Origin of the sequence: Kosakonia oryzae (assembly GCF_001658025.2) — a bacterium.
Taxonomy (GTDB): Bacteria; Pseudomonadota; Gammaproteobacteria; order Enterobacterales; family Enterobacteriaceae; genus Kosakonia; species Kosakonia oryzae.
In genome coordinates this window covers 5,285,403-5,305,709 of sequence record NZ_CP014007.2, presented here as the reverse complement: position 1 = coordinate 5,305,709, position 20,307 = coordinate 5,285,403, and the positions used below count along the sequence as shown (strand labels likewise).

Annotated in this window: 22 protein-coding genes; 16 read left to right on the top strand and 6 right to left on the bottom strand. The window is 55.1% G+C overall.

The genetic code is table 11. From position 1 onward, the window contains the following. Positions 1-120: 120 nt before the first annotated feature. From AWR26_RS25120 to AWR26_RS25055, 14 genes are all read left to right on the top strand, one after another. Positions 121-1,311 (top strand): phage tail sheath protein, encoded by a 1,191-nt coding sequence (locus AWR26_RS25120; protein WP_074922653.1) that lies wholly within the window; start codon positions 121-123, stop codon positions 1,309-1,311. 13 nt (positions 1,312-1,324) lie between these two features. Next, positions 1,325-1,843, top strand: a complete 519-nt coding sequence (locus AWR26_RS25115; RefSeq protein WP_074922655.1) for a phage major tail tube protein — start codon at positions 1,325-1,327, stop codon at positions 1,841-1,843. Between the two features lie 61 nt (positions 1,844-1,904). After that, positions 1,905-2,180, top strand: a complete 276-nt coding sequence (locus AWR26_RS25110) for a phage tail assembly protein (protein WP_007369251.1) — start codon at positions 1,905-1,907, stop codon at positions 2,178-2,180. Positions 2,181-2,212: 32 nt separating this feature from the next. After that, positions 2,213-2,332, top strand: coding sequence for a GpE family phage tail protein (locus AWR26_RS25105; protein ID WP_072000405.1), 120 nt, complete (start codon positions 2,213-2,215; stop codon positions 2,330-2,332). Continuing rightward, positions 2,325-4,766 carry a phage tail tape measure protein gene (locus AWR26_RS25100; protein WP_074922656.1) on the top strand — a complete coding sequence of 814 codons (2,442 nt, stop codon included), beginning with the start codon at positions 2,325-2,327 and terminating at the stop codon, positions 4,764-4,766. Before AWR26_RS25105 ends, AWR26_RS25100 begins: the two co-directional genes overlap by 8 nt. A 15-nt stretch (positions 4,767-4,781) precedes the next feature. Continuing rightward, positions 4,782-5,258 carry a phage tail protein gene (locus AWR26_RS25095; RefSeq protein ID WP_074922658.1) on the top strand — a complete coding sequence of 159 codons (477 nt, stop codon included), beginning with the start codon at positions 4,782-4,784 and terminating at the stop codon, positions 5,256-5,258. Beyond that, positions 5,258-6,409 carry a phage late control D family protein gene (locus AWR26_RS25090; RefSeq protein WP_074922659.1) on the top strand — a complete coding sequence of 384 codons (1,152 nt, stop codon included), beginning with the start codon at positions 5,258-5,260 and terminating at the stop codon, positions 6,407-6,409. The genes AWR26_RS25095 and AWR26_RS25090 overlap by 1 nt, the downstream gene beginning before the upstream one ends. A gap of 80 nt (positions 6,410-6,489) precedes the next feature. Further along, a complete protein-coding gene (locus AWR26_RS25085) occupies positions 6,490-6,708 on the top strand; it encodes a DNA-binding transcriptional regulator (protein ID WP_072000406.1) in 219 nt (72 codons plus the stop codon). 355 nt (positions 6,709-7,063) lie between these two features. Beyond that, positions 7,064-7,288 carry a DUF2188 domain-containing protein gene (locus AWR26_RS25080; protein WP_074922666.1) on the top strand — a complete coding sequence of 75 codons (225 nt, stop codon included), beginning with the start codon at positions 7,064-7,066 and terminating at the stop codon, positions 7,286-7,288. A 397-nt stretch (positions 7,289-7,685) separates the two neighbouring features. Beyond that, positions 7,686-8,570, top strand: a complete 885-nt coding sequence (gene fieF / locus AWR26_RS25075; RefSeq protein ID WP_074922667.1) for a CDF family cation-efflux transporter FieF — start codon at positions 7,686-7,688, stop codon at positions 8,568-8,570. 199 nt (positions 8,571-8,769) lie between these two features. Beyond that, positions 8,770-9,732 carry a 6-phosphofructokinase gene (gene pfkA / locus AWR26_RS25070; protein WP_007369242.1) on the top strand — a complete coding sequence of 321 codons (963 nt, stop codon included), beginning with the start codon at positions 8,770-8,772 and terminating at the stop codon, positions 9,730-9,732. A gap of 146 nt (positions 9,733-9,878) precedes the next feature. Beyond that, on the top strand, positions 9,879-10,868 hold the full coding sequence (locus tag AWR26_RS25065) for a sulfate ABC transporter substrate-binding protein (RefSeq protein ID WP_074922669.1): 990 nt from the start codon (positions 9,879-9,881) through the stop codon (positions 10,866-10,868). Positions 10,869-10,991: 123 nt separating this feature from the next. Beyond that, positions 10,992-11,750 (top strand): CDP-diacylglycerol diphosphatase, encoded by a 759-nt coding sequence (locus AWR26_RS25060; RefSeq protein ID WP_074922670.1) that lies wholly within the window; start codon positions 10,992-10,994, stop codon positions 11,748-11,750. A 73-nt stretch (positions 11,751-11,823) separates the two neighbouring features. Next, the gene (locus tag AWR26_RS25055; RefSeq protein WP_074922672.1) at positions 11,824-13,128 is read left to right on the top strand and encodes an SLC13 family permease; all 1,305 of its coding nucleotides are present in this window, start codon (positions 11,824-11,826) and stop codon (positions 13,126-13,128) included. Positions 13,129-13,273: 145 nt separating this feature from the next. Here AWR26_RS25055 and tpiA read toward each other — a convergent pair whose 3' ends face one another. Both tpiA and AWR26_RS25045 read right to left on the bottom strand, forming a co-directional pair. Then, on the bottom strand, positions 13,274-14,041 hold the full coding sequence (tpiA, locus tag AWR26_RS25050; protein ID WP_074922673.1) for a triose-phosphate isomerase: 768 nt from the start codon (positions 14,039-14,041) through the stop codon (positions 13,274-13,276). 107 nt (positions 14,042-14,148) lie between these two features. Further along, entirely contained in the window at positions 14,149-14,748 is a 600-nt protein-coding gene (locus AWR26_RS25045; RefSeq protein WP_074922675.1) for a YiiQ family protein, read from the bottom strand. A 112-nt stretch (positions 14,749-14,860) separates the two neighbouring features. Here AWR26_RS25045 and AWR26_RS25040 point away from each other — a divergent pair, with 112 nt between their 5' ends. After that, entirely contained in the window at positions 14,861-15,280 is a 420-nt protein-coding gene (locus AWR26_RS25040; RefSeq protein ID WP_007369236.1) for a DUF805 domain-containing protein, read from the top strand. Here AWR26_RS25040 and fpr read toward each other — a convergent pair whose 3' ends face one another. The 4 genes from fpr to AWR26_RS25020 form a co-directional block, all read right to left on the bottom strand. Beyond that, entirely contained in the window at positions 15,281-16,027 is a 747-nt protein-coding gene (gene fpr / locus AWR26_RS25035) for a ferredoxin--NADP(+) reductase (RefSeq protein ID WP_074922676.1), read from the bottom strand. 96 nt (positions 16,028-16,123) lie between these two features. Next, the gene (gene glpX / locus AWR26_RS25030) at positions 16,124-17,134 is read right to left on the bottom strand and encodes a class II fructose-bisphosphatase (RefSeq protein WP_074922678.1); all 1,011 of its coding nucleotides are present in this window, start codon (positions 17,132-17,134) and stop codon (positions 16,124-16,126) included. Between the two features lie 99 nt (positions 17,135-17,233). Further along, a complete protein-coding gene (gene glpK / locus AWR26_RS25025; protein ID WP_043955928.1) occupies positions 17,234-18,742 on the bottom strand; it encodes a glycerol kinase GlpK in 1,509 nt (502 codons plus the stop codon). A 21-nt stretch (positions 18,743-18,763) separates the two neighbouring features. Beyond that, the gene (locus tag AWR26_RS25020; protein ID WP_074922680.1) at positions 18,764-19,612 is read right to left on the bottom strand and encodes an MIP/aquaporin family protein; all 849 of its coding nucleotides are present in this window, start codon (positions 19,610-19,612) and stop codon (positions 18,764-18,766) included. 425 nt (positions 19,613-20,037) lie between these two features. Here AWR26_RS25020 and zapB point away from each other — a divergent pair, with 425 nt between their 5' ends. Beyond that, positions 20,038-20,283, top strand: coding sequence for a septal ring assembly protein ZapB (gene zapB, locus AWR26_RS25015; RefSeq protein WP_007369231.1), 246 nt, complete (start codon positions 20,038-20,040; stop codon positions 20,281-20,283). Positions 20,284-20,307: the final 24 nt, after the last annotated feature.

Genomic DNA, 20,307 nt, shown 5'->3' with positions numbered 1-20,307 from the left:
GAATAATTGAGCGATATATTTTCCGGGAGTTGTATTACAACTTAACCAACCCTGATAAATAGCGTCCGGTAGTGGCGCACCAGACAATAACACTCACCCCAACCCCTCGGAGTTAAACGGATGAGTGATTATCATCATGGTGTGCAGGTCGTCGAAATTAACGACGGCACGCGCGTCATTTCCACGGTCTCAACGGCGATTGTCGGTATGGTCTGTACCGCCAGCGATGCCGATGCGGCCACTTTCCCCCTCAATGAGCCGGTGCTGATCACCAGTGTGCAAAGCGCCATCGCCAAAGCCGGTAAAAAAGGCACGCTGGCCGCGTCACTCCAGGCCATCGCCGACCAGTCAAAACCGGTGACCGTCGTCGTGCGCGTGGCGGAGGGAACCGGCGACGATGAAGAAGAGGCGCTCGCGCAGACCATTTCCAACATCATCGGCACCACGGACGAGAACGGCAAATACACCGGCCTGAAAGCGCTGCTGACCGCCGAAGCCGTTACCGGCGTCAAACCCCCCATCCTCGGAGTGCCGGGATTCGACACCCTCGAAGTGGCGACCGCGCTTGCGCCCGTTTGCCAGAAGCTGCGCGCCTTTGGTTATGTCAGCGCGTGGGGCTGTAAAACCCTCTCTGTTGCCATCCGATACCGCGACAATTTCAGCCAGCGTGAATTAATGGTGATCTGGCCTGATTTCCTCGCCTGGGACACCGCGAAAAATGCGACCACAACTGCCTACGCCACCGCCCGCGCTCTCGGTCTGCGCGCGTACATCGACCAGTCTGTCGGCTGGCATAAGACCCTGTCTAACGTTGGCGTCAACGGCGTGACCGGCATCAGCGCCTCGGTGTTCTGGGATTTGCAGGAGCCGGGCACCGATGCCGACCTGCTCAACGAGGCGGGCGTGACGACGCTGATTCGCAAGGACGGTTTTCGCTTCTGGGGCAACCGCACCTGTTCTGATGACCCGCTTTTCCTGTTTGAGAACTACACCCGCACGGCGCAGGTTATCGCTGACACGATGGCTGAAGCGCACATGTGGGCGGTTGACAAGCCGATCACCGCGACGCTGATTCGCGACATCCTGGACGGCATTAACGCGAAATTCCGTGAGCTGAAAAGTAACGGCTACATCGTGGATGCGACCTGTTGGTTTGACGAGGACGCCAACGACGCCGAAACCCTGAAAGCCGGGAAACTGTATATCGATTATGACTATACGCCGGTTCCCCCACTCGAAAACCTGACCCTGCGCCAGCGCATCACCGATAAATATCTGGCGACGCTGGTTTCCTCTGTTAACAGCAATTAAGGAGCCTGACTGAATGGCAATGCCACGCAAGCTGAAATACATGAATGTGTTTCTCAATGGCTACAGCTATCAGGGTATCGCGAAGTCGATCACCCTGCCGAAGCTGACGCGCAAGCTCGAAAACTATCGCGGGACGGGTATGAACGGCGTCGCGCCGGTTGACCTCGGCCTCGATGATGATGCCCTGTCGATGGAATGGTCGCTCGGCGGCTTCCCGGATTCGGTTATCTGGGAGCTGTACGGCGCAACCGGTGTTGATGCCGTGCCGGTGCGTTTTGCCGGTTCCTACCAGCGCGACGACACCGGCGAAACGGTCGCCGTTGAGGTGGTGATGCGTGGTCGTCAGAAGGAAATCGACACCGGCGAGAACAAGCCGGGCGAAGACACCGAAGCGAAAATTTCGGTCGTCTGTACCTATTTCAAATTAACGATGGACGGCAAAGAGCTGGTAGAAATCGACACCCTCAACATGGTGGAGAAGGTCAACGGCACCGACCGGCTGGAGCAGCACCGCCGCAACATCGGCCTGTAATGTTCATCCCGGCCGGTGCGCTGGCCGGTTCATCCTGAAACCCGGTTAAGAAGAGAAAACCATGAATAACGACAACGTGATCACCCTGGAAAATCCTGTTAAACGCGGCGAGCAGATTATTGACGCCATCACCCTGATTAAACCGAACGCCGGAACGCTGCGCGGCGTCAGCCTTGCGGCGGTGGCAAACTCCGAAGTTGACGCCCTGATTAAAGTGCTGCCGCGCATGAGCGCCCCCTCGCTCACCGAGCAGGAAGTCGCCGCGCTGGAGCTGCCTGACCTCGTTGCCCTGGCGGGTAAGGTGATCGGTTTTTTGTCGCCGAATTCGGTGCAGTAAATTTCCCCGACACACTCTCTGTTGATGACCTGATGGCGGATATCGCGGTGATCTTTCACTGGCCGCCCTCAGAGCTCTTTTCCCTGAGCCTGACGGAGCTCATTACATGGCGAGAAAAAGCCATCCAGCGAAGCGGAAACACGAATGAGTAGCGTGAAATTACAGGTATTACTCAAAGCTGTTGACCAGGCGACCCGCCCGTTAAAATCCATCGACAAGGCCAGCAAGGAGCTGGCCGGAGGGATGCGCACAACACAAACCGCATTGCGTGAGCTCAACGGGCAGGCGTCAAAGATTGACGGCTTTCGCAAAACCCGCGCACAACTGGCGGTCACTGAGCAGGCGCTGAAAAAAGCCAGAGACGAAGCCGCCGCGCTGGCGATTCAGTTTAAAAACACTGAACAGCCGACCCGCGCGCAGGCGCAGGCAATGGAGACGGCACGCAAAAGCGCCGCCGCGCTCCAGCTTAAACACAACAGCCTGCGTGAATCCGTGCAGCGTCAGCGGCAGGAGCTCAGTCTTGCCGGGATAAACACCCGCACGCTGGCCGCTGACGAGCGAAAACTTAAAACCACCCTCAGTGAAACCACCTCGCAGCTCAACCGGCAGCGTGAGGCACTGGCACGCGTCAGTGCGCAACAGGAGAAACTCAGCCGGGTAAAACAGCGCTATCAGGCCGGAAAGGCGCTCGCCGGGAACGCGGCAGCGGTGGGCGCGGCAGGGGCGGGAATGGCAACCACGGCAACGCTTGCCGGAGCGGCGCTGCTGAAACCGGGCTATGACTTCGCGCAAAAAAACTCGGAGCTTCAGGCGGTACTCGGCGTGGGTAAAGACTCGGCGGAAATGACCGCGCTGCGCAGACAGGCACGCCAGCTCGGCGACAACACAGCCGCCTCGGCTGACGACGCTGCCGGGGCGCAAATCATCATCGCCAAAGCAGGCGGGAACGCCGCAGATATTCAGGCCGCGACACCGGTTACCCTCAATATGGCGCTCGCTAACCAGCGCACAATGGAAGAAAACGCGAAATTACTGCTGGGTACTAAAAACGCCTTTCAGCTTTCAAACGATAAGGTTGCGCATATCGGGGATGTGTTGTCTGCCACGATGAATAAATCAGCGGCTGACTTTGAGGGGCTGAGTGATTCACTGACCTACCTTGCACCGGTTGCGAGAACGGCAGGCGTGAGCCTTGAAGAAGCCGCAGCAATGACCGGTGTCCTGCATGACAACAACATCACCGGGTCGATGGCCGGTACAGGGAGCGCAGCGATAGTGACCCGCCTCCAGGCTCCAACCGGTGAGGCGTTTCGCGCAATTAAAGAGCTCGGCGTTAAAACTGCGGACAGTAAAGGCAACATGCGGCCACTGTTTACGATCCTGAAAGAAATGCAGGCCAGTTTTGTTAAAAACAAGCTGGGAACTTCGCAACAGGGTGAATACCTGAAAACCATCTTTGGGGAGGAGGCACTTAAATCAGCTAACGTTCTGATGCAGGCGGCTTCATCCGGGAAGCTGGACAAGCTCACTGCTGCCTTTAAAGCCTCGGACGGGAAAACCGAGGAGCTGGTCAACGTCATGCAGGACAACCTCGGCGGCGACTTTAAAGAGTTCCAGTCGGCTTATGAGGCGGTCGGTACTGACCTGTTTGATCAGCAGGAATCCTCACTGAGGAAACTGGTGCAGACCGCTACCGGGTATGTGCTGAAGCTGGATAACTGGATCGCAAAAAATAAAGGGCTGGCGCAGACGCTGGGCGTGATTGCGTCGGTGGCTGTCGGGGTGGTGGGGCTTGTCGGCTCTATCGGTCTGGTTGCCTGGCCGGTTGTGATGGGCGTTAACGCGATCATCGCCGCTGCCGGTGTGCTCGGGACGGTCTTCAGTGTGGTGGGCGGGGCAATTATGACGGTACTCGGCGCGCTGACATGGCCGATTGTGGCGATCGGGGTGGCGATTGTCGCCGGTGCGCTGCTCATCCGTAAATACTGGGAGCCCATCAGCGCCTTTTTCAGCGGGGTTGTTGAGGGGCTGACCGCCGCATTTGCGCCGGTTGCTGAGATATTCGCACCGCTGAAACCCGTTTTTGACTGGCTCGGTGAGAAATTAAAGGCGGTGTGGGACTGGTTCACAAACCTGATTGCGCCGGTTAAATCCACGCAGGACACGCTTAACGCCTGCAGGGATACCGGCGTCCTGTTTGGACAGGCGCTGGCGGATGCACTGCTGATGCCGCTTACCGCGTTTAACAAACTGAAACAGGGCATAGACTGGGTGCTCGATAAACTCGGCCTCATCAATAAAGAATCCAGCGATCTTGACCAGAAAGCCGTAAAAGCTGGCGCGGCGGCGCAGAGCGGCAGCTATATCCCGGCAACCAGTACCTATGGCGGTTATCAGGGATATCAGCCCGCCGTTGCCCCCGGTGGTAAATCCTATGTCGATAACCGGCAAAGCCATTACAACATCACGATGCAGAACGGCGGCGCACCGGGCGGCGAGCTTGGGCGGCAGTTGCAGGATGCGGTTGAAAAGGCCGACCGTGACAAGCGTGCCCGCGAACGTTCCAGCATGCGCCACGACGGATAAGGGAGACATTCAGAGATGATGCTCGCATTAGGTTTCTTTGTCTTTATGCGCCAGACACTGCCGTTTCAGGGCATGCAACGCGACGCGGAATATCGCTGGCCGTCAAACAGCCGCGTTGGCAGGCGCGATGCTTTTCAGTTCCTCGGCGTCGGGGAGGAAAAAATCACGCTCAACGGCACGCTTTACCCGGAAATCACCGGCGGGACTCTGACGCTGACCGCGCTCAGGCAGATGGCCGAACAGGGTAAGGCGTGGCCGCTGATTGCCGGAACCGGCCAGATTTACGGCATGTATGTCATCAACAGCATTAACGAAACCGGCGCGGAGTTTTTTTCTGACGGCTCACCCCGGAAGATTGATTTTACGCTGGCGTTAACGCGAGTGGATGAGTCACTCGCGGCGGTTTATGGCGACCTGAGTCAGCAGGCTGACATGCTTGCCGGGAAAGCAAAAGCGGCCGCCACCAGGTTAATCACCATGCCGGGGTTATGATGTCAGAAATACTCTACAGCCAGGCGGGGAGCTCACTCACCCCCGCGTTTATGCTGAAACTGGACAGTAAGGATATCACCGGCAACATCAGCAACCGGCTGATAAACCTCACGATGACGGATAACCGGGGCTTTGAGGCTGACCAGCTCGATATTGAGCTCGATGACAGCGACGGCCTTGTGCAGTTGCCGGTGCGCGGCGCGTTGCTGACCCTGTATCTCGGCTGGAAAGATTCCGCGCTGGTCGGCAAGGGCAGTTTTACCGTTGATGAGGTTGAGCACCGGGGCGCGCCTGATACCGTGACCATCCGCGCCCGCAGCGCTGATTTTCGCGGGACGCTGAATTCCCGGCGTGAAGAGTCCTGGCACGACAAAACCCTCGGCGATATCGTGGCGGCGATCGCCGCACGTAACAAGCTGACCGCGAGCGTTACCCCGGCACTGGCCGGGATTCATATCCCGCATATCGACCAGACGCAGGAATCTGACGCTAAATTCCTGACACGGCTGGCTGACCGGAACGGCGGCGAGGTGTCGGTCAAGGCGGGGAAATTGCTGTTTCTCAAAGCCGGGAATGCGGTGACCGCGAGCGGTAAGCCCATTCCGCAGGTGACGATCACCCGCAGCGACGGCGACCGGCACCAGTTTGCGATTGCCGACCGGGGCGCTTACACCGGCGTTACGGCTCAGTGGCTTCACACCAAAGACCCGAAACCGAAGAAAGTGAAGGTGAAGCGCAAACCCAGAGAGCAGCATTTACGCGCGCTACAGCACCCGAAAGCTAAAGCTAAAAAAAAGGAAACCAGAGTACCGGAAGCCCGCGAGGGCGAATATCTGGCCGGTGAGGCGGATAACGTGTTTGCGCTTACAACGGTGTACGCCACAAAAGCCCAGGCCATGCGGGCGGCGCAGGCGAAATGGGGCAAGCTACAGCGCGGTGTTGCGGAGTTCTCGATAAATCTGGCTGTCGGGCGTGCCGATCTCTACCCGGAAACACCGGTGAAAGTCTCGGGGTTTAAGAGCGTCATAGATGAGCAGGCGTGGTTGATTAGTAGGGTGACTCATAACCTCAATAATAATGGCTTCACGACGGGCGTAGAGCTTGAAATAAAGCTTTCTGAGGTTGAGTACGAATCCGAAAACGATGAGTGATGTTATTGATTTAACCTTTTGTTATTCAAAGGTTTTTGGCGTAAAATTTCGACATTGCTCAAACCGTCGAGGTGCTCATTATGTTCCATTGCCCGTTATGCCAACATGCCGCTCATGCGCGTACCAGTCGTTACATGACAGATACCACCAAGGAACGTTATCACCAATGCCAAAACGTTAACTGTAGTGCGACGTTTGTAACGATGGAATCAGTGCAGCGGTATATCGTGAAGCCCGGCGAAGTGCAGCCAGTCAGACCACACCCGACGATTTCAGGGCAACAAAATTTGTGGATGTGAAAAACGCCCTGCGATTACAGGGCGTGTTTTGTATCAATGTGGTCGCAGTGTGGACACTGCATGAAATAAATCCTTTTATTTCATGTTGATAGGAATAGCTTTAAATCACCATCCCTGTCTTCCCCCACATGATGTGGGGGTTTTTTTTGCCTCTTATTTACCTGTCAATTGCAGAAGGAGCAACCTTGAAAGCTTGTACGGTGCGGAAAAAGGTAAATCCTCATCTACGATGAGCGCAGCAAAATCTGATATTGCTTGGGATGATCCAAAAGGCGGTCATACGCACAATCCTGCGTTTTCGCCTGGTTTAGGATCTTATAGAAGCAATATTGCTTTTTCTGTCTGAGGACTTTCAATGGATAATTATCACGTTACAAAAGATGGTGATAAGTGGAAGTTGCAAAAGGAAGGGAATGATCGCCCCAGCAAAACCGCTGACACTAAGGCTGAACTGATTGATAAAATGCGCGAATTCATGAGCGACAAGCAAGGTTCAGTGAAAATTCATAAGCAAAATGGTCAGTTTCAGGAAGAGCGGACGTATCCGCGAAAAAATGATCCTAAAAAATCTAAAGGATAGACAATTGAAGCCGCCATTTTAGGCGGCTTCTGTCTTTGGCCGTTATCAGTGAACGCCACGTAATCCAGTATACCTCGCTTATCAGGCCCCCGCTCCGACATTGGTTTGCTGAACATAAGCGCCGCCATGCTTTGTGCCATCCGCATCGACCGAAGAAAAAAATCAGCCCCAGCGCTGGGTTATCCATTTCATCGCATATTCAGCCTTGTTACATATGCTGGTTGGGGGCCTGATGCGAGCCCCTGGTAATCAGAAACTTTGAGTTTCCACCACGGGCCTGTAAATCTTTTTATCCTGAACGATGAGTTAATCTTTTTGGTCAAATTCCCCCGCTTAATTTCGTCATCGCCATGGTGGCCATCCGTTATAATTCCCGCAGGACAAAGCAGGAGCGTTTATGAATCAATCCTATGGGCGGCTGGTTACCCGGGCGGCAGTCGCGGCGACCGTCATGGCATCGTCACTACTGTTAATTAAAATTTTTGCATGGTGGTTCACCGGGTCGGTCAGTATTCTGGCGGCGCTGGTGGATTCTCTGGTGGATATCGCGGCATCGTTGACCAATCTGTTAGTGGTGCGTTACTCGTTGCAGCCCGCTGATGAAGAACATACTTTCGGGCATGGTAAAGCGGAGTCGTTGGCCGCGCTGGCGCAAAGTATGTTTATTTCCGGTTCGGCGCTGTTTCTGTTTTTGACCGGTATTCAGCACCTGGCTAACCCCGAGCCGCTTCGCGCTGCCGGGATTGGTATTACCGTCACGCTCATTGCGCTATTCAGTACTGTGATATTAGTCACTTTTCAGCGCTGGGTTGTACGTAAAACCCACAGCCAGGCGGTGCGGGCGGATATGCTTCATTATCAGTCTGATGTTATGATGAACGGTGCAATTCTCATCGCGCTTGGTCTGTCCTGGTACGGCTGGCACCGGGCAGATGCGCTGTTTGCTCTGGGGATTGGCAGCTATATTTTGTATAGCGCGTTACGCATGGGGTATGAAGCGGTTCAGGCGCTGCTGGACAGAGCGTTACCCGACGAAGAGCGCCGGGAGATTGTTGATATCGTCACTGCCTGGCCAGGCGTTAGCGGCGCGCACGATCTTCGCACGCGGCAGTCAGGGCCGACCCGCTTTATTCAAATACATTTAGAAATGGACGATAACCTGCCGTTGGTTCAGGCGCATCTTGTGGCTGAGCAGGTAGAGCAGGCCATTCTGCAACGTTTTCCGGGATCGGATGTGATTATTCACCAGGATCCCTGCTCAGTCGTACCCCAGGGGCGTTAAGCACAGCAGTGCATTCGTATTTCATTGTAAAAAAGTGAGCCAGACCCGTTTTTTGTGTATAAATTACCGCCATTTGGGCTGACCTGAATCAATTCAGCAAGCAGTGATTGATATACTATTTGCAGCATAGTTGTTCGCTCCCGTGGGGAGTCGCTTCGGGCCACAGAATTTATTTTGCATTCCTAGTTCAGAGGTAGTCATGATTAAAAAAATCGGTGTGTTGACAAGTGGCGGTGATGCGCCAGGCATGAATGCCGCGATCCGCGGGGTCGTCCGTGCCGCATTAACAGAAGGTCTGGAAGTTGCAGGTATCTATGATGGTTACCTCGGCCTGTACGAAGACCGCATGATCCAACTCGACCGTTACAGCGTGTCGGATATGATCAACCGCGGCGGTACATTCCTCGGCTCTGCCCGCTTCCCGGAATTCCGCGAAGAGCATATCCGTGCCGTGGCTATTGAGAACATGAAAAAACGCGGTATCGACGCCCTGGTGGTTATTGGCGGCGACGGTTCTTATATGGGTGCCAAACGCCTGACTGAAATGGGCTTCCCGTGCATTGGTCTGCCGGGCACCATCGATAACGACGTTGCGGGCACGGACTACACCATCGGTTATTTCACCGCGCTGCAAACCGTCGTTGAAGCGATTGACCGCCTGCGTGATACCTCTTCTTCGCACCAGCGTATCTCCATCGTTGAAGTGATGGGCCGTTACTGCGGCGATCTGACTCTGGCTGCGGCAATTGCCGGCGGCTGTGAGTTTATCGTTCTGCCGGAAGTAGAATTCAACCGTGAAGATCTGGTTGCAGAAATCAAAGCTGGTATCGCCAAAGGTAAAAAACACGCGATTGTGGCGATCACTGAGCACATCTGCGACATTGACGAGCTGGCGAAATATATCGAAAGCGAAACACAGCGTGAAACGCGTGCGACCGTTCTCGGCCATATTCAGCGCGGCGGTTCTCCGGTGCCTTACGACCGTATCCTGGCATCCCGCATGGGTTCTTACGCTATTGAACTGCTGCTGCAGGGCTTTGGCGGTCGTTGCGTCGGTATCCAGAACGAAAAAATGGTTCACCACGACATTATCGACGCTATCGAGAACATGAAGCGCCCGTTCAAAGGCGACTGGCTGGACTGCGCGAAGAAACTCTTTTAATCGTGCGAAACGCCCTCACCGCGAGGGCGTTTTTTTAGCTCTTTTTATTCCTCATTGTTATAGCCAATCTTTTTTTATTCTTTAATCATTGATTATCTTTCTGGCACGCTGGTCGCATCAAAATACACAACCAAAGAGAGTGGGCGATGAATAAATGGGGCGTGGGAATAACTTTACTGCTGGCCTCCACCAGCGTTCTGGCTAAGGACATCCAGTTATTAAACGTGTCTTACGATCCAACGCGTGAGCTGTACGAACAGTACAACAAAGCGTTTAGCGCGCACTGGAAACAAGAGACCGGCGACAATGTCGTGATCCGTCAATCTCATGGCGGCTCTGGTAAACAGGCGACCTCGGTAATTAACGGCATTGATGCCGATGTCGTGACGCTGGCGCTGGCTTATGACGTTGACGCTATCGCTGAACGTGGCCGCATTGATAAAAACTGGATCAAACGCCTGCCGGACAACTCCGCGCCTTACACCTCAACCATCGTCTTCCTGGTACGCAAAGGCAACCCAAAACAGATTCATGACTGGAACGATCTGGTGAAACCGGGCGTTTCCGTTATTACGCCGAACCCGAAAAGCTCCGGCGGTGCACGCTGGAACTATCTGGCCGCCTGGGGCTACGCTCTGCACCAGAACAATGGCGATCAGGCAAAAGCGCAGGAGTTTGTGAAAGCGCTGTATAAAAACGTGGAAGTGCTGGATTCCGGCGCGCGCGGCGCGACCAGTACCTTTGTTGAACGCGGCATTGGCGATGTGCTGATCGCATGGGAAAACGAAGCGCTGCTGGCAACTAACGAACTGGGTAAAGACAAGTTTGAAATCGTAACGCCGAGCGAATCGATCCTCGCTGAGCCAACGGTTTCTGTCGTTGATAAAGTTGCCGAGAAAAAAGGCACCGAGAAAGTGGCTGAAGCCTACCTGAAATATCTCTACTCGCCGGAAGGCCAGGAGATCGTCGCGAAGAACTTCTACCGTCCGCGCGATCCGCAAATTGCCGCGAAATACGCGAGTGAGTTCCCGAAACTGAAACTCTTCACCATTGATGATGAGTTTGGTGGCTGGACCAAAGCGCAAAAAGAGCACTTCTCTAACGGCGGTACGTTCGACCAAATCAGCAAACGCTAATCCCCGCACATCGCCCTCTCCTGAGGGCGATGTCGTTTTTGCACCTGCGTAAAATCCAGGATTTCCGACTTCACAGCTGTTTTGCGCTATCATTCCGGTTCTTTCAGCAAAGGAAGCGGAAATATGAAAACAGTACGTCGTCTTATTATTGCCCTGTTAGTGCTGGTTGTTCTGGCGGGCGCGGGAACTGCATACTGGTTTAAAGGTCGCGGCAATCCGGACGCGTTGCGGCAGATCGTTATCGGGCAATGTCTGCCAAATGCTCGCGAACATCATTCACCCGCTCCCTGTGCGCAGGTAAACCTGAAAAGTGGTTACGTGCTGATGAAAGATCGCAATGGGCCGCTGCAATTTCTGTTGATGCCGACTTATCGCATTAACGGCACGGAAAGCCCGCTGCTGCTGCAAGCGACAACGCCAAACTTTTTCTGGCAAGCGTGGCAATCCCGCGATGTGATGAGCAAACTACGCGGCAGCGAAGTGCCGGATAATGCCATCTCTCTGACCATCAACTCCCGCATGGGGCGTACACAAAACCACTTTCACATTCACATCTCTTGTCTGCGCCCCGATGTACGTCGGCAGTTAAATGATAATGCCGCGCGTATTAGCAGCCAGTGGCTGGAATTCCCGGGCGGTTTGCTCGGTCATCAATATTTGGCCCGACGCGTAACGGAAGCGGAGCTGGTACAACGTAGCCCGTTCCTGATGCTGGCGGAAGAAATCCCGGAAGCAAAAGCGCATATGGGGCGTTTTGCGCTGGCGATGGCGCAACAGGCGGACGGCTCGTTTGTGCTGCTGGCAACCGAGCGTAATCTGCTGGCGCTTAATCGTGCTTCTGCGGAGGAAATTCAGGATCATCAATGCGATATCCTCAAATAACCCCACTATAATTCGCGTTTACTCAACCTGCCTGTCGCCGTAGACTTGCTGAAAAAATCTACAGGAGACAGGCATGTCGCTCTGGCTTACTCACCCTCTGTTCCTTCCTTCGTTAATTGTCGGCATCACCATTGTGCTGTGGGCAACCTCGCTGTTACCGGAGTTTATTACTGCGCTGCTGTTCTTCACGGCAGCGATGATGGCGAAAATCGCGTCGCCGGAAGTGGTCTTCGGTGGGTTTGCTTCTTCGGCATTCTGGCTGGTGTTCAGCGGTTTTGTGCTGGGCGTGGCGATCCGTAAAACCGGTCTGGCGGACAGGGCTGCCCGCGCGTTGTCATCGCGGCTGACAACCTCATGGCTGCAAATGGTCTCCAGCGTCGTGCTGTTGAGTTATGCGCTGGCCTTTGTGATGCCGTCGAATATGGGACGCATTGCGTTGCTGATGCCGATCGTTGCAGCGATGGCGGCGCGATCGGGTATTCAGGAAGGTACACGTTCATGGTACGGGCTGGCGCTGGCCGTCGGTTTCGGCACGTTCCAGCTTTCGGCCACTATTCTACCCGCCAACGTTCCCAATCTGGTGATGAGTGGCGCGGCGGAAGGCTCTTATGGCATTCATCTCAACTATCTTCCCTATTTGCTGTTGCACACGCCGGTACTCGGCATTCTGAAAGGCGTTATTCTGATTGGCCTGATCTGCTGGCTGTTTCCGGGACAGCCGCAGGCACCGCGTGAAGAGGCAATTTCTGCGCCGATGAGCCGGGAGGAGAAACGGCTGGCCTGGCTGCTGGCGGTGGTGCTGACGATGTGGGTGACGGAGAGCTGGCACGGCATTGGTCCGGCGTGGACCGGGCTGGCGGCGGCCTGTGTCACCTTGCTGCCGCGCATTGGCTTTATCAATGGCGACGAGTTTTCCAGCGGGGTGAATATCCGCACCTGTATTTACGTTGCCGGGATTTTGGGCTTGGCGATCACGGTGACGCAAACGGGTATCGGCAGTGCGGTCGGGGACGCGTTGCTGAGGGTGATGCCGCTCGATCCGGCTAATCCGTTCACCAGTTTTCTCGCGCTGACGGGCATCACCACCGCCCTCAATTTCATTATGACCGCCAACGGTGTTCCGGCGCTGTTTACCACGCTGGCGCAGAGTTTTTCTGACGCAACCGGATTCCCGCTGCTGTCGGTCATCATGATTCAGGTGCTGGGTTACTCCACACCGCTGTTGCCGTATCAGGCATCGCCGATTGTGGTGGCTATGGCGCTGGGGAAAGTGCCGGCACGCGCAGGAATGCTGCTCTGTCTGGCGCTGGCAGTGGTGACGTATCTGGTATTGTTACCGCTGGATTATGCGTGGTTTAGTGTGCTGGGGAAACTGTAACAGTCTGGCATTGCCGGATAGCGCTGCGCTTATTCGGTCAGCAGGCGAGGATAGTTGTAAAAAAGCCCGGTGGCGTTAGCGCATACCGGGCCTGGCTTTGCGTAGGGCGGGTTAGCGTAATCGCTACCCGCCACTTACTATGCAATTACGCCTGTTTTGCTGCTTCTGCTGCTTTGACGATCACGGCGAAAGCGTCAGCTTTCAGAGATGCGCCGCCAACCAGCGCGCCGTCGATGTCCGGCTGGGTGAACAGCTCTGCGGCGTTGCCGGCATTCACGGAACCGCCGTACTGAATGATCACTTGCTCAGCCACTTTCGCATCTGCTTTAGCAATGTGGTCACGGATAAATTTGTGCACTGCCTGCGCCTGCGCCGGAGTTGCAGATTTGCCGGTACCGATCGCCCACACTGGTTCGTAGGCAATCACTGCGCCTTCGAACGCGCTAGCGCCCTGAGTTTTCAGTACTGCGTCGATCTGGCGTGCGCAGACTTCTTCGGTTTTACCCGCTTCGTTTTCTGCTTCGGTTTCACCGATGCACAATACCGGGATCAGGCCCTGCGCTTTCAGTACGGCGAATTTTTTGGCAATGAATTCATCGGATTCTGCGTGGTAAGTACGACGCTCAGAGTGGCCGATGATGATGTATTTTGCGCCGATGTCTTTCAGCATTTCGGCAGAGGTTTCACCGGTGAAAGCGCCGGACAGGTTAACGTCGACGTTCTGCGCGCCCAGGATGATGTGGCTACCGTCAGCAGCACGTTTAGCCAGATCCAGGTACATTTCCGGCGGTGCAATCGCGACTGCACAGCCCGTTACGCCAGCCAGCTCGGTACGCAGGTTTGCAACCAGTTCGTTTACCATGTGGCGGCTGCCGTTCAGTTTCCAGTTACCCATCACTAAAGGATGTCGCATTTTTACTCTCCACGCGCTTGGCGAATTAAGGAATATGGCCGCCCTTCAGGGCAGCATGGTCTGTGAAACAGTATAGAGATTCATCCCCTGAAAGGCTTTGCTTTTTGTCATTTATTGTTATCTTCAAGCGATTCAGATAGCGTCAGCTTAATCGGTTCAACAGCGAAGGTCAGCCCCTTTTCGCCGTTATCTGCCACTACATAACGTACTGCGCCTTCTGTTTCCGCGTAGTACGGTTTGTTTTTGCCGTTGTTCAACAACTTTTGCAGCTTTTGCCCGCTCTGCGCGGTGGTCATTGCCGGGGAAAAGGCACGAATTATCGCCGCCATATACTCCTGGGCTTTCGCTTTCGCCGCCTTTTGCTCTGGACCCTGTACTGGCAGCCAGGTGATTTGCATCGATTTTATTTTCAGCGTACCGCGCTCCAGCGCTGTCGATGCATAAAGGTTGTCGTTAATTTTTGTCGCTGCGCGTGTCAGGTTTGCCTGATCGTTGCGGCCATCGACTGCGCGAAATTCGTTCAGCGCCAGCGTCGGGTTGTCGGTATTAAATTTTTCCCGGAACTGACTGATCGACTGGTCGAATGTCGGCGCGCCTGGCAGCAGGTAGGGCGCGGTTGCTGTGGCAGGCGTCTCTTCCGCCCACACCGGGGAGCCGAAGACCAGCGCTGAGAAGAGCAGCCAAATCGGGTAACGCCATGCTTTCATTACATCGCCCTCTCTAAAGTGTGCTCACGATTAAAACGATATCGGGCTGGCTTGTCAAAAACTCCCGCTGCCAGGGTAAACTACGCAGCATTACGATAATAAGGAACCTTACATGGGCATACAGCAGTGGTTGTTTTCGTTTAAAGGGCGCATTGGTCGACGCGACTTTTGGGTCTGGATCATTCTCTGGGTAGTGAGCATGACAGTGCTGTTTGCGCTGGCAAACAGCGGAATGCTCGATTTCCAGATGGCCGCGTTTATTCTGGTGTGTCTCATCTGGCCGACTGCCTGCGTAATGGTGAAACGTTTGCACGATCGCGGCCGTCATGGCGCGTGGGGATTGCTGATGGTACTGGCGTGGATGCTGCTTTCCGGCCATTGGGAAGTATTGAACGGCACGCTGGAATGGGCGGTGGGACGTCTGATTCCGGTAGTGATTATCGTCATGATGCTGATCGACCTGGGCGCGTTTGTCGGCACCCAGGGAGAAAACAAATATGGCAAAGAGACGCTGGAAGTGAAGTACCGCTGATTACCAGTAGTGTTCCGCGGTGATATGCCCCGGTCGGCGGCGCAGGTGCTTGGCCATTTGCCGGGAATCTTTAAGGAGTTGTGTGGTATCGCGAACCATCTGCGGGTTGCCACACAGCATCACATGGCTGGTTTCGGTGTTCATCGGCAGCCCGACAGCTTCTTCCAGCGCACCGCTTTCAATCAACGCCGGTACGCGTCCAGTCAGCGAACCGGAAATCGTCTCCCGGCTGACTACCGTCTGAATACGTAGTTTCCCTTCATAACGCTGTTGCAGTTCCAGCATCAGCGGCAAGTAGCTGAGATCCGCGGCATAGCGCACGGCGTGCACCAGCACCAGATTTTTAAAACGCTGCAGATCTTTGCCTTCCTGCAAAATCGACAGATACGGCCCTATAGCGGTGCCGGTGGCCAGCATCCATAGCGTTTCGCAGTCCGGCACCTCCTCAAGCACAAAGAAACCGGCGGCTTCGCTGACAATTTGCACTTCGTCTCCCGGTTGCAGAGCCGCCAGGCGCGGGCTGAGTTTGCCTTCCGGTACGGTGACAAGATAGAACTCGAGATCGGGGTTACCCGGCGCATTGACGTAAGAGTAAGCGCGCTGAACGCGCTCGCCGTCAATTTCCAGACCAAGCTTGGCGAACTGCCCGGCAGTGAAGGGGTGAACGGGGGCATGAACGGTGAGGCTAAATAGCGCATCGGTCCAGAACTGCACCTTAGTGATTTTTCCTGTTACCCATTCCGCCATGGTTATCTCCTGTTCAGTTGCGTTGCCTTATCTTCGTGCCTGTGGAGGGAGATTTCCAGCCCGTGCGGGCCGGAAAGCTCAATTGAACAAATAGCCTTACAGGATGTGGCGTTGCACATCCGGATCTTTACGATCGAGGTAGTGGATGGACTGAATGCGGCGAATCGTGCGCGATTTTCCACGGATCAGCAGCGTTTCCGTGGTGGCGATATTACCTTTGCGGGTAATGCCATCCAGCAGATCGCCTTTGGTGATGCCGGTTGCCGCAAAAATCACATTATCGCTACGCGCCATATCGTCCAGACGTAGCACGTTGCCCGCCTGAATGCCCATACCACGGCAGCGTTTCAGCTCCTGCTCGCCGATGCGGCGGTTCTCTTCGCTGTCGCCTTTAACCTGATGGCGCGCCAGCAGACGTCCCTGCATGTCGCCATCAAGCGCGCGGATCACCGCTGCGGAAACCACACCTTCCGGCGCGCCGCCGATACCGTACAGCACATCGACTTCGCTATCCGGCATACAAGTCAGAATGGATGCCGCCACATCGCCGTCGGGAATGGCGAAAACGCGCACGCCGAGCTTTTGCATCTCTGCAATCGTTGTGTCATGGCGCGGTTTGGCAAGGATGGTGACCGTCAATTCAGTCAGGGGTTTGTTCAGCGCGGCGGCGACATTGCGCAGGTTATCCGCCAGCGGCAGATTGAGGTCGATAGCGCCTTTTGCGCCAGGGCCGACAATCAGCTTTTCCATGTACATATCCGGCGCATTCAGGAAGCAGCCCTTATCACCGACAGCCAGTACCGCCAGCGCATTTGCCTGGCCCATCGCTGTCATGCGGGTGCCTTCGATAGGATCGACCGCGATATCCACGGCGTCGCCTTTCCCTGTGCCGACTTTCTCACCGATAAACAGCATCGGCGCTTCATCGATCTCCCCTTCGCCAATGACGATGGTACCGTCAATGTCGACATTGTTGAGCATGATGCGCATAGCGTTCACCGCTGCGCCGTCCGCCGTGTTTTTATCGCCACGTCCCAGCCACTTGTAGCCAGCCAGCGCCGCAGCCTCGGTAACGCGGGAGAATTCGATGGCAAGTTCTCGTCTCATAACACACTCTGTAGTGAAAGAAATTGCACAAAGTTTACCACAGGGAGAGGGGGAGAGGATTGATCCCCTCCCCCAAACGAGGGAGGGAAGAGGGCGGGATTACTCGTCGTGTTCTTCCCACGCCAGCGCGCGTTTAACGGCTTTTTTCCAGCCGCTGTAACGGTAGTTGCGCTCGGTGGTTTCGATGCCCGGGCGGAATTCGCGTTCGATGACCGCTTTTTCCTGCAATTCATCGAGATTCTGCCAGAAGCCGACTGCCAGACCAGCAAGGTAGGCCGCGCCCAGCGCCGTCACTTCGCGCACTTCCGGGCGTTCTACGCGGGTACCCAGAATGTCGGACTGGAACTGCATCAGGAAGTTGTTGGCCACCGCGCCGCCATCCACACGCAGCGCGTGTAAACGAATACCGGAATCTGCCTGCATCGCTTCCAGAACATCGCGCGTCTGGTAGGCGATCGATTCCAGCGTGGCGCGAATGATGTGGTTAGCGTTCACACCGCGCGTCAGGCCGAAGATTGCACCGCGTGCGTACGGGTCCCAGTATGGCGCGCCGAGGCCGGTGAAGGCCGGAACCACGTATACGCCGTTGGTGTCTTTTACTTTGGTAGCGAAATATTCAGAGTCGAATGCATCGCTGAGCAGCTTCATCTCGTCACGCAGCCACTGGATGGAGGCCCCCGCCATGAACACAGCCCCTTCCAGCGCGTAGTTCACTTCGCCTTTCGGACCGCAACCGATGGTGGTCAGCAGACCGTGCTCGGATTTCACCGCTTTCTCACCGGTGTTCATCAGCATAAAACAGCCGGTGCCGTAGGTATTTTTCGCCATCCCTTCTTTCACGCACAGCTGACCAAACAGCGCGGCCTGCTGGTCACCGGCGATCCCGGCGATAGGAATACGCGTACCGCCTTTACCACCAATGTTGGTCTGACCGTAGACTTCGGAGGACTTGCGCACTTCCGGCAGCATGGCACGCGGGATATCCAGCGCATCCAGCATTTTGTCATCCCAGTCCAGCGCGTGGATGTTGAACAGCATGGTGCGCGAGGCGTTGGTGTAATCGGTCACGTGAACGCGGCCTTGGGTCATTTTCCAGATAAGCCAGGTATCCACGGTGCCGAACAGCAGTTCACCGCGCTTCGCACGTTCACGGGAGCCTTCAACGTGATCGAGGATCCACTTCACTTTGGTGCCGGAGAAGTACGGGTCAATCACAAGGCCGGTGGTGTTGCGCACGTACTCTTCCATGCCGTCGCGTTTGAGCTGCTCGCAAATATCTGCGGTACGACGGCACTGCCAGACAATCGCGTTGTAGATCGGTTTGCCGGTTTCGCGTTCCCAGACGATGGCCGTTTCACGCTGATTGGTAATACCGATGGCGGCAATTTCGTCGGAGTTGATGTCTGCCTTCGCTAACGCTTCGACCAGCGTGGAGCTTTGCGATGCCCAGATTTCCATGGGATCGTGCTCAACCCAGCCTGGCTTCGGGTAAATTTGTTCAAATTCACGCTGTGAAACGCTGATGATGTTGGCGTCGTGATCCATCACAACCGCGCGGGAACTGGTAGTACCCTGGTCGAGTGCAACGATATATTTTTTGTCAGTCATGGTTAGAGTCCCGTAGTCACATTACAGCGAAGCTTTTTGTTGAGTCGTGGAGGCAGTGCCTTTTTCTTCCGCTGCCTCACTGGTTCCTGACGGCAGATGGCGGGCAATCAGTTTACGATAACCGAACGCGCCAAGCGCCGCGCCTACGATCGGCCCGAACAGCGGGACGAGGAAGTAGGGAATATCTTTGCCGCCGGTAAAGGCGACATCGCCCCAGCCTGCCAGCCAGGCGAAGGTTTTCGGGCCGATATCACGCGCCGGGTTCATGGCGAAGCCGGTCAGTGGCCCCATCGACGCGCCGATAACCGCAATCAGCAGGCCAATCAGCAGGGGTGCCAGCGGCCCGCGTGGAATGCCGTTGCCATCATCGCCCAGCGCCATGATGACGCCCATCAGAATAGCGGTAATGACCATTTCAACTGCGAAGGCCTGCACAAAGTTGATGTGCGGGTTAGGATAGGTTGAAAAGATACCCGCTAAATCAAGACTTTCGACGCTACCTCGCACCATATTGTGCGTGTGTTCGAAGTCGAGGAAAAGATTGTAGTAAAGCCCGTAAACAAGCGCCGCTGCGCAAAACGCGCCGGCAAACTGAGAAATGATGAAGGGAGCTACTTTGCGCCCGTCAAAACTGGCGAAGAGCCATAGTGCGATCGTTACCGCGGGGTTAAGATGCGCGCCGGAAACCCCTGCAGTCAGGTAGATGGCCATAGCCACGCCAAGACCCCAGATGATGCTGATTTCCCACTGACCGAAGGTGGCGCCTGCCACTTTCAGCGCTGCGACACACCCGACACCGAAAAAAATCAACAACCCGGTTCCGAGAAACTCGGCGATGCACTGGCCTTTTAAGGTTGATGTCTGACTCATAATCGGATCCTGCTAAAGAGTAATGGTTATTGTTAGCATGGGGCCAACGTCTCCCATGATGTCGTGTAGACATAGTGTTAATTTATCGTTAACGAGCAAAAACGAGAAATATCGAAATTAAAATGTGTGTACTGCGTCAATAAAATGAGCGTTTTCGCGCGAATTGGGGTGTTTTTGTGCCATATCGAAATGTGAGCTGAATCATTTTTGTAACTTCACTATTAACAATTTAGAGACGGGCACCGTTGTTGCACCAGGATGAGGACGAAAAGTGTTGCAAAGCGCAAACAGCGCGGCTCCGCGCTGGACAGGGGCTGGCGTGATTCATACAATCGGAGGCAAGCGAATGCGCTCATTTTTATTAAGGCGTCGCCGGTATTAGGGACGAAGATTTACCTATCAACGCCTTGCAACTCAGGAGAGGTATGACAATGTCATTAGAAGTGTTCGAGAAACTGGAAGCGAAAGTGCAGCAGGCGATTGATACCATCACGCTGTTGCAGATGGAAATCGAAGAGCTGAAAGAAAAGAACAATAGTCTGGCGCAGGACGTTCAGGCTGCACAGCATAGCCGCGAAGAGCTGGAGCGCGAAAATAACCAGCTGAAAGAGCAGCAGCACGGCTGGCAGGAGCGTTTGCAAGCGCTGCTGGGCCGCATGGAAGAAGTCTGATTACGCTTTATCTTTCGCGGTATT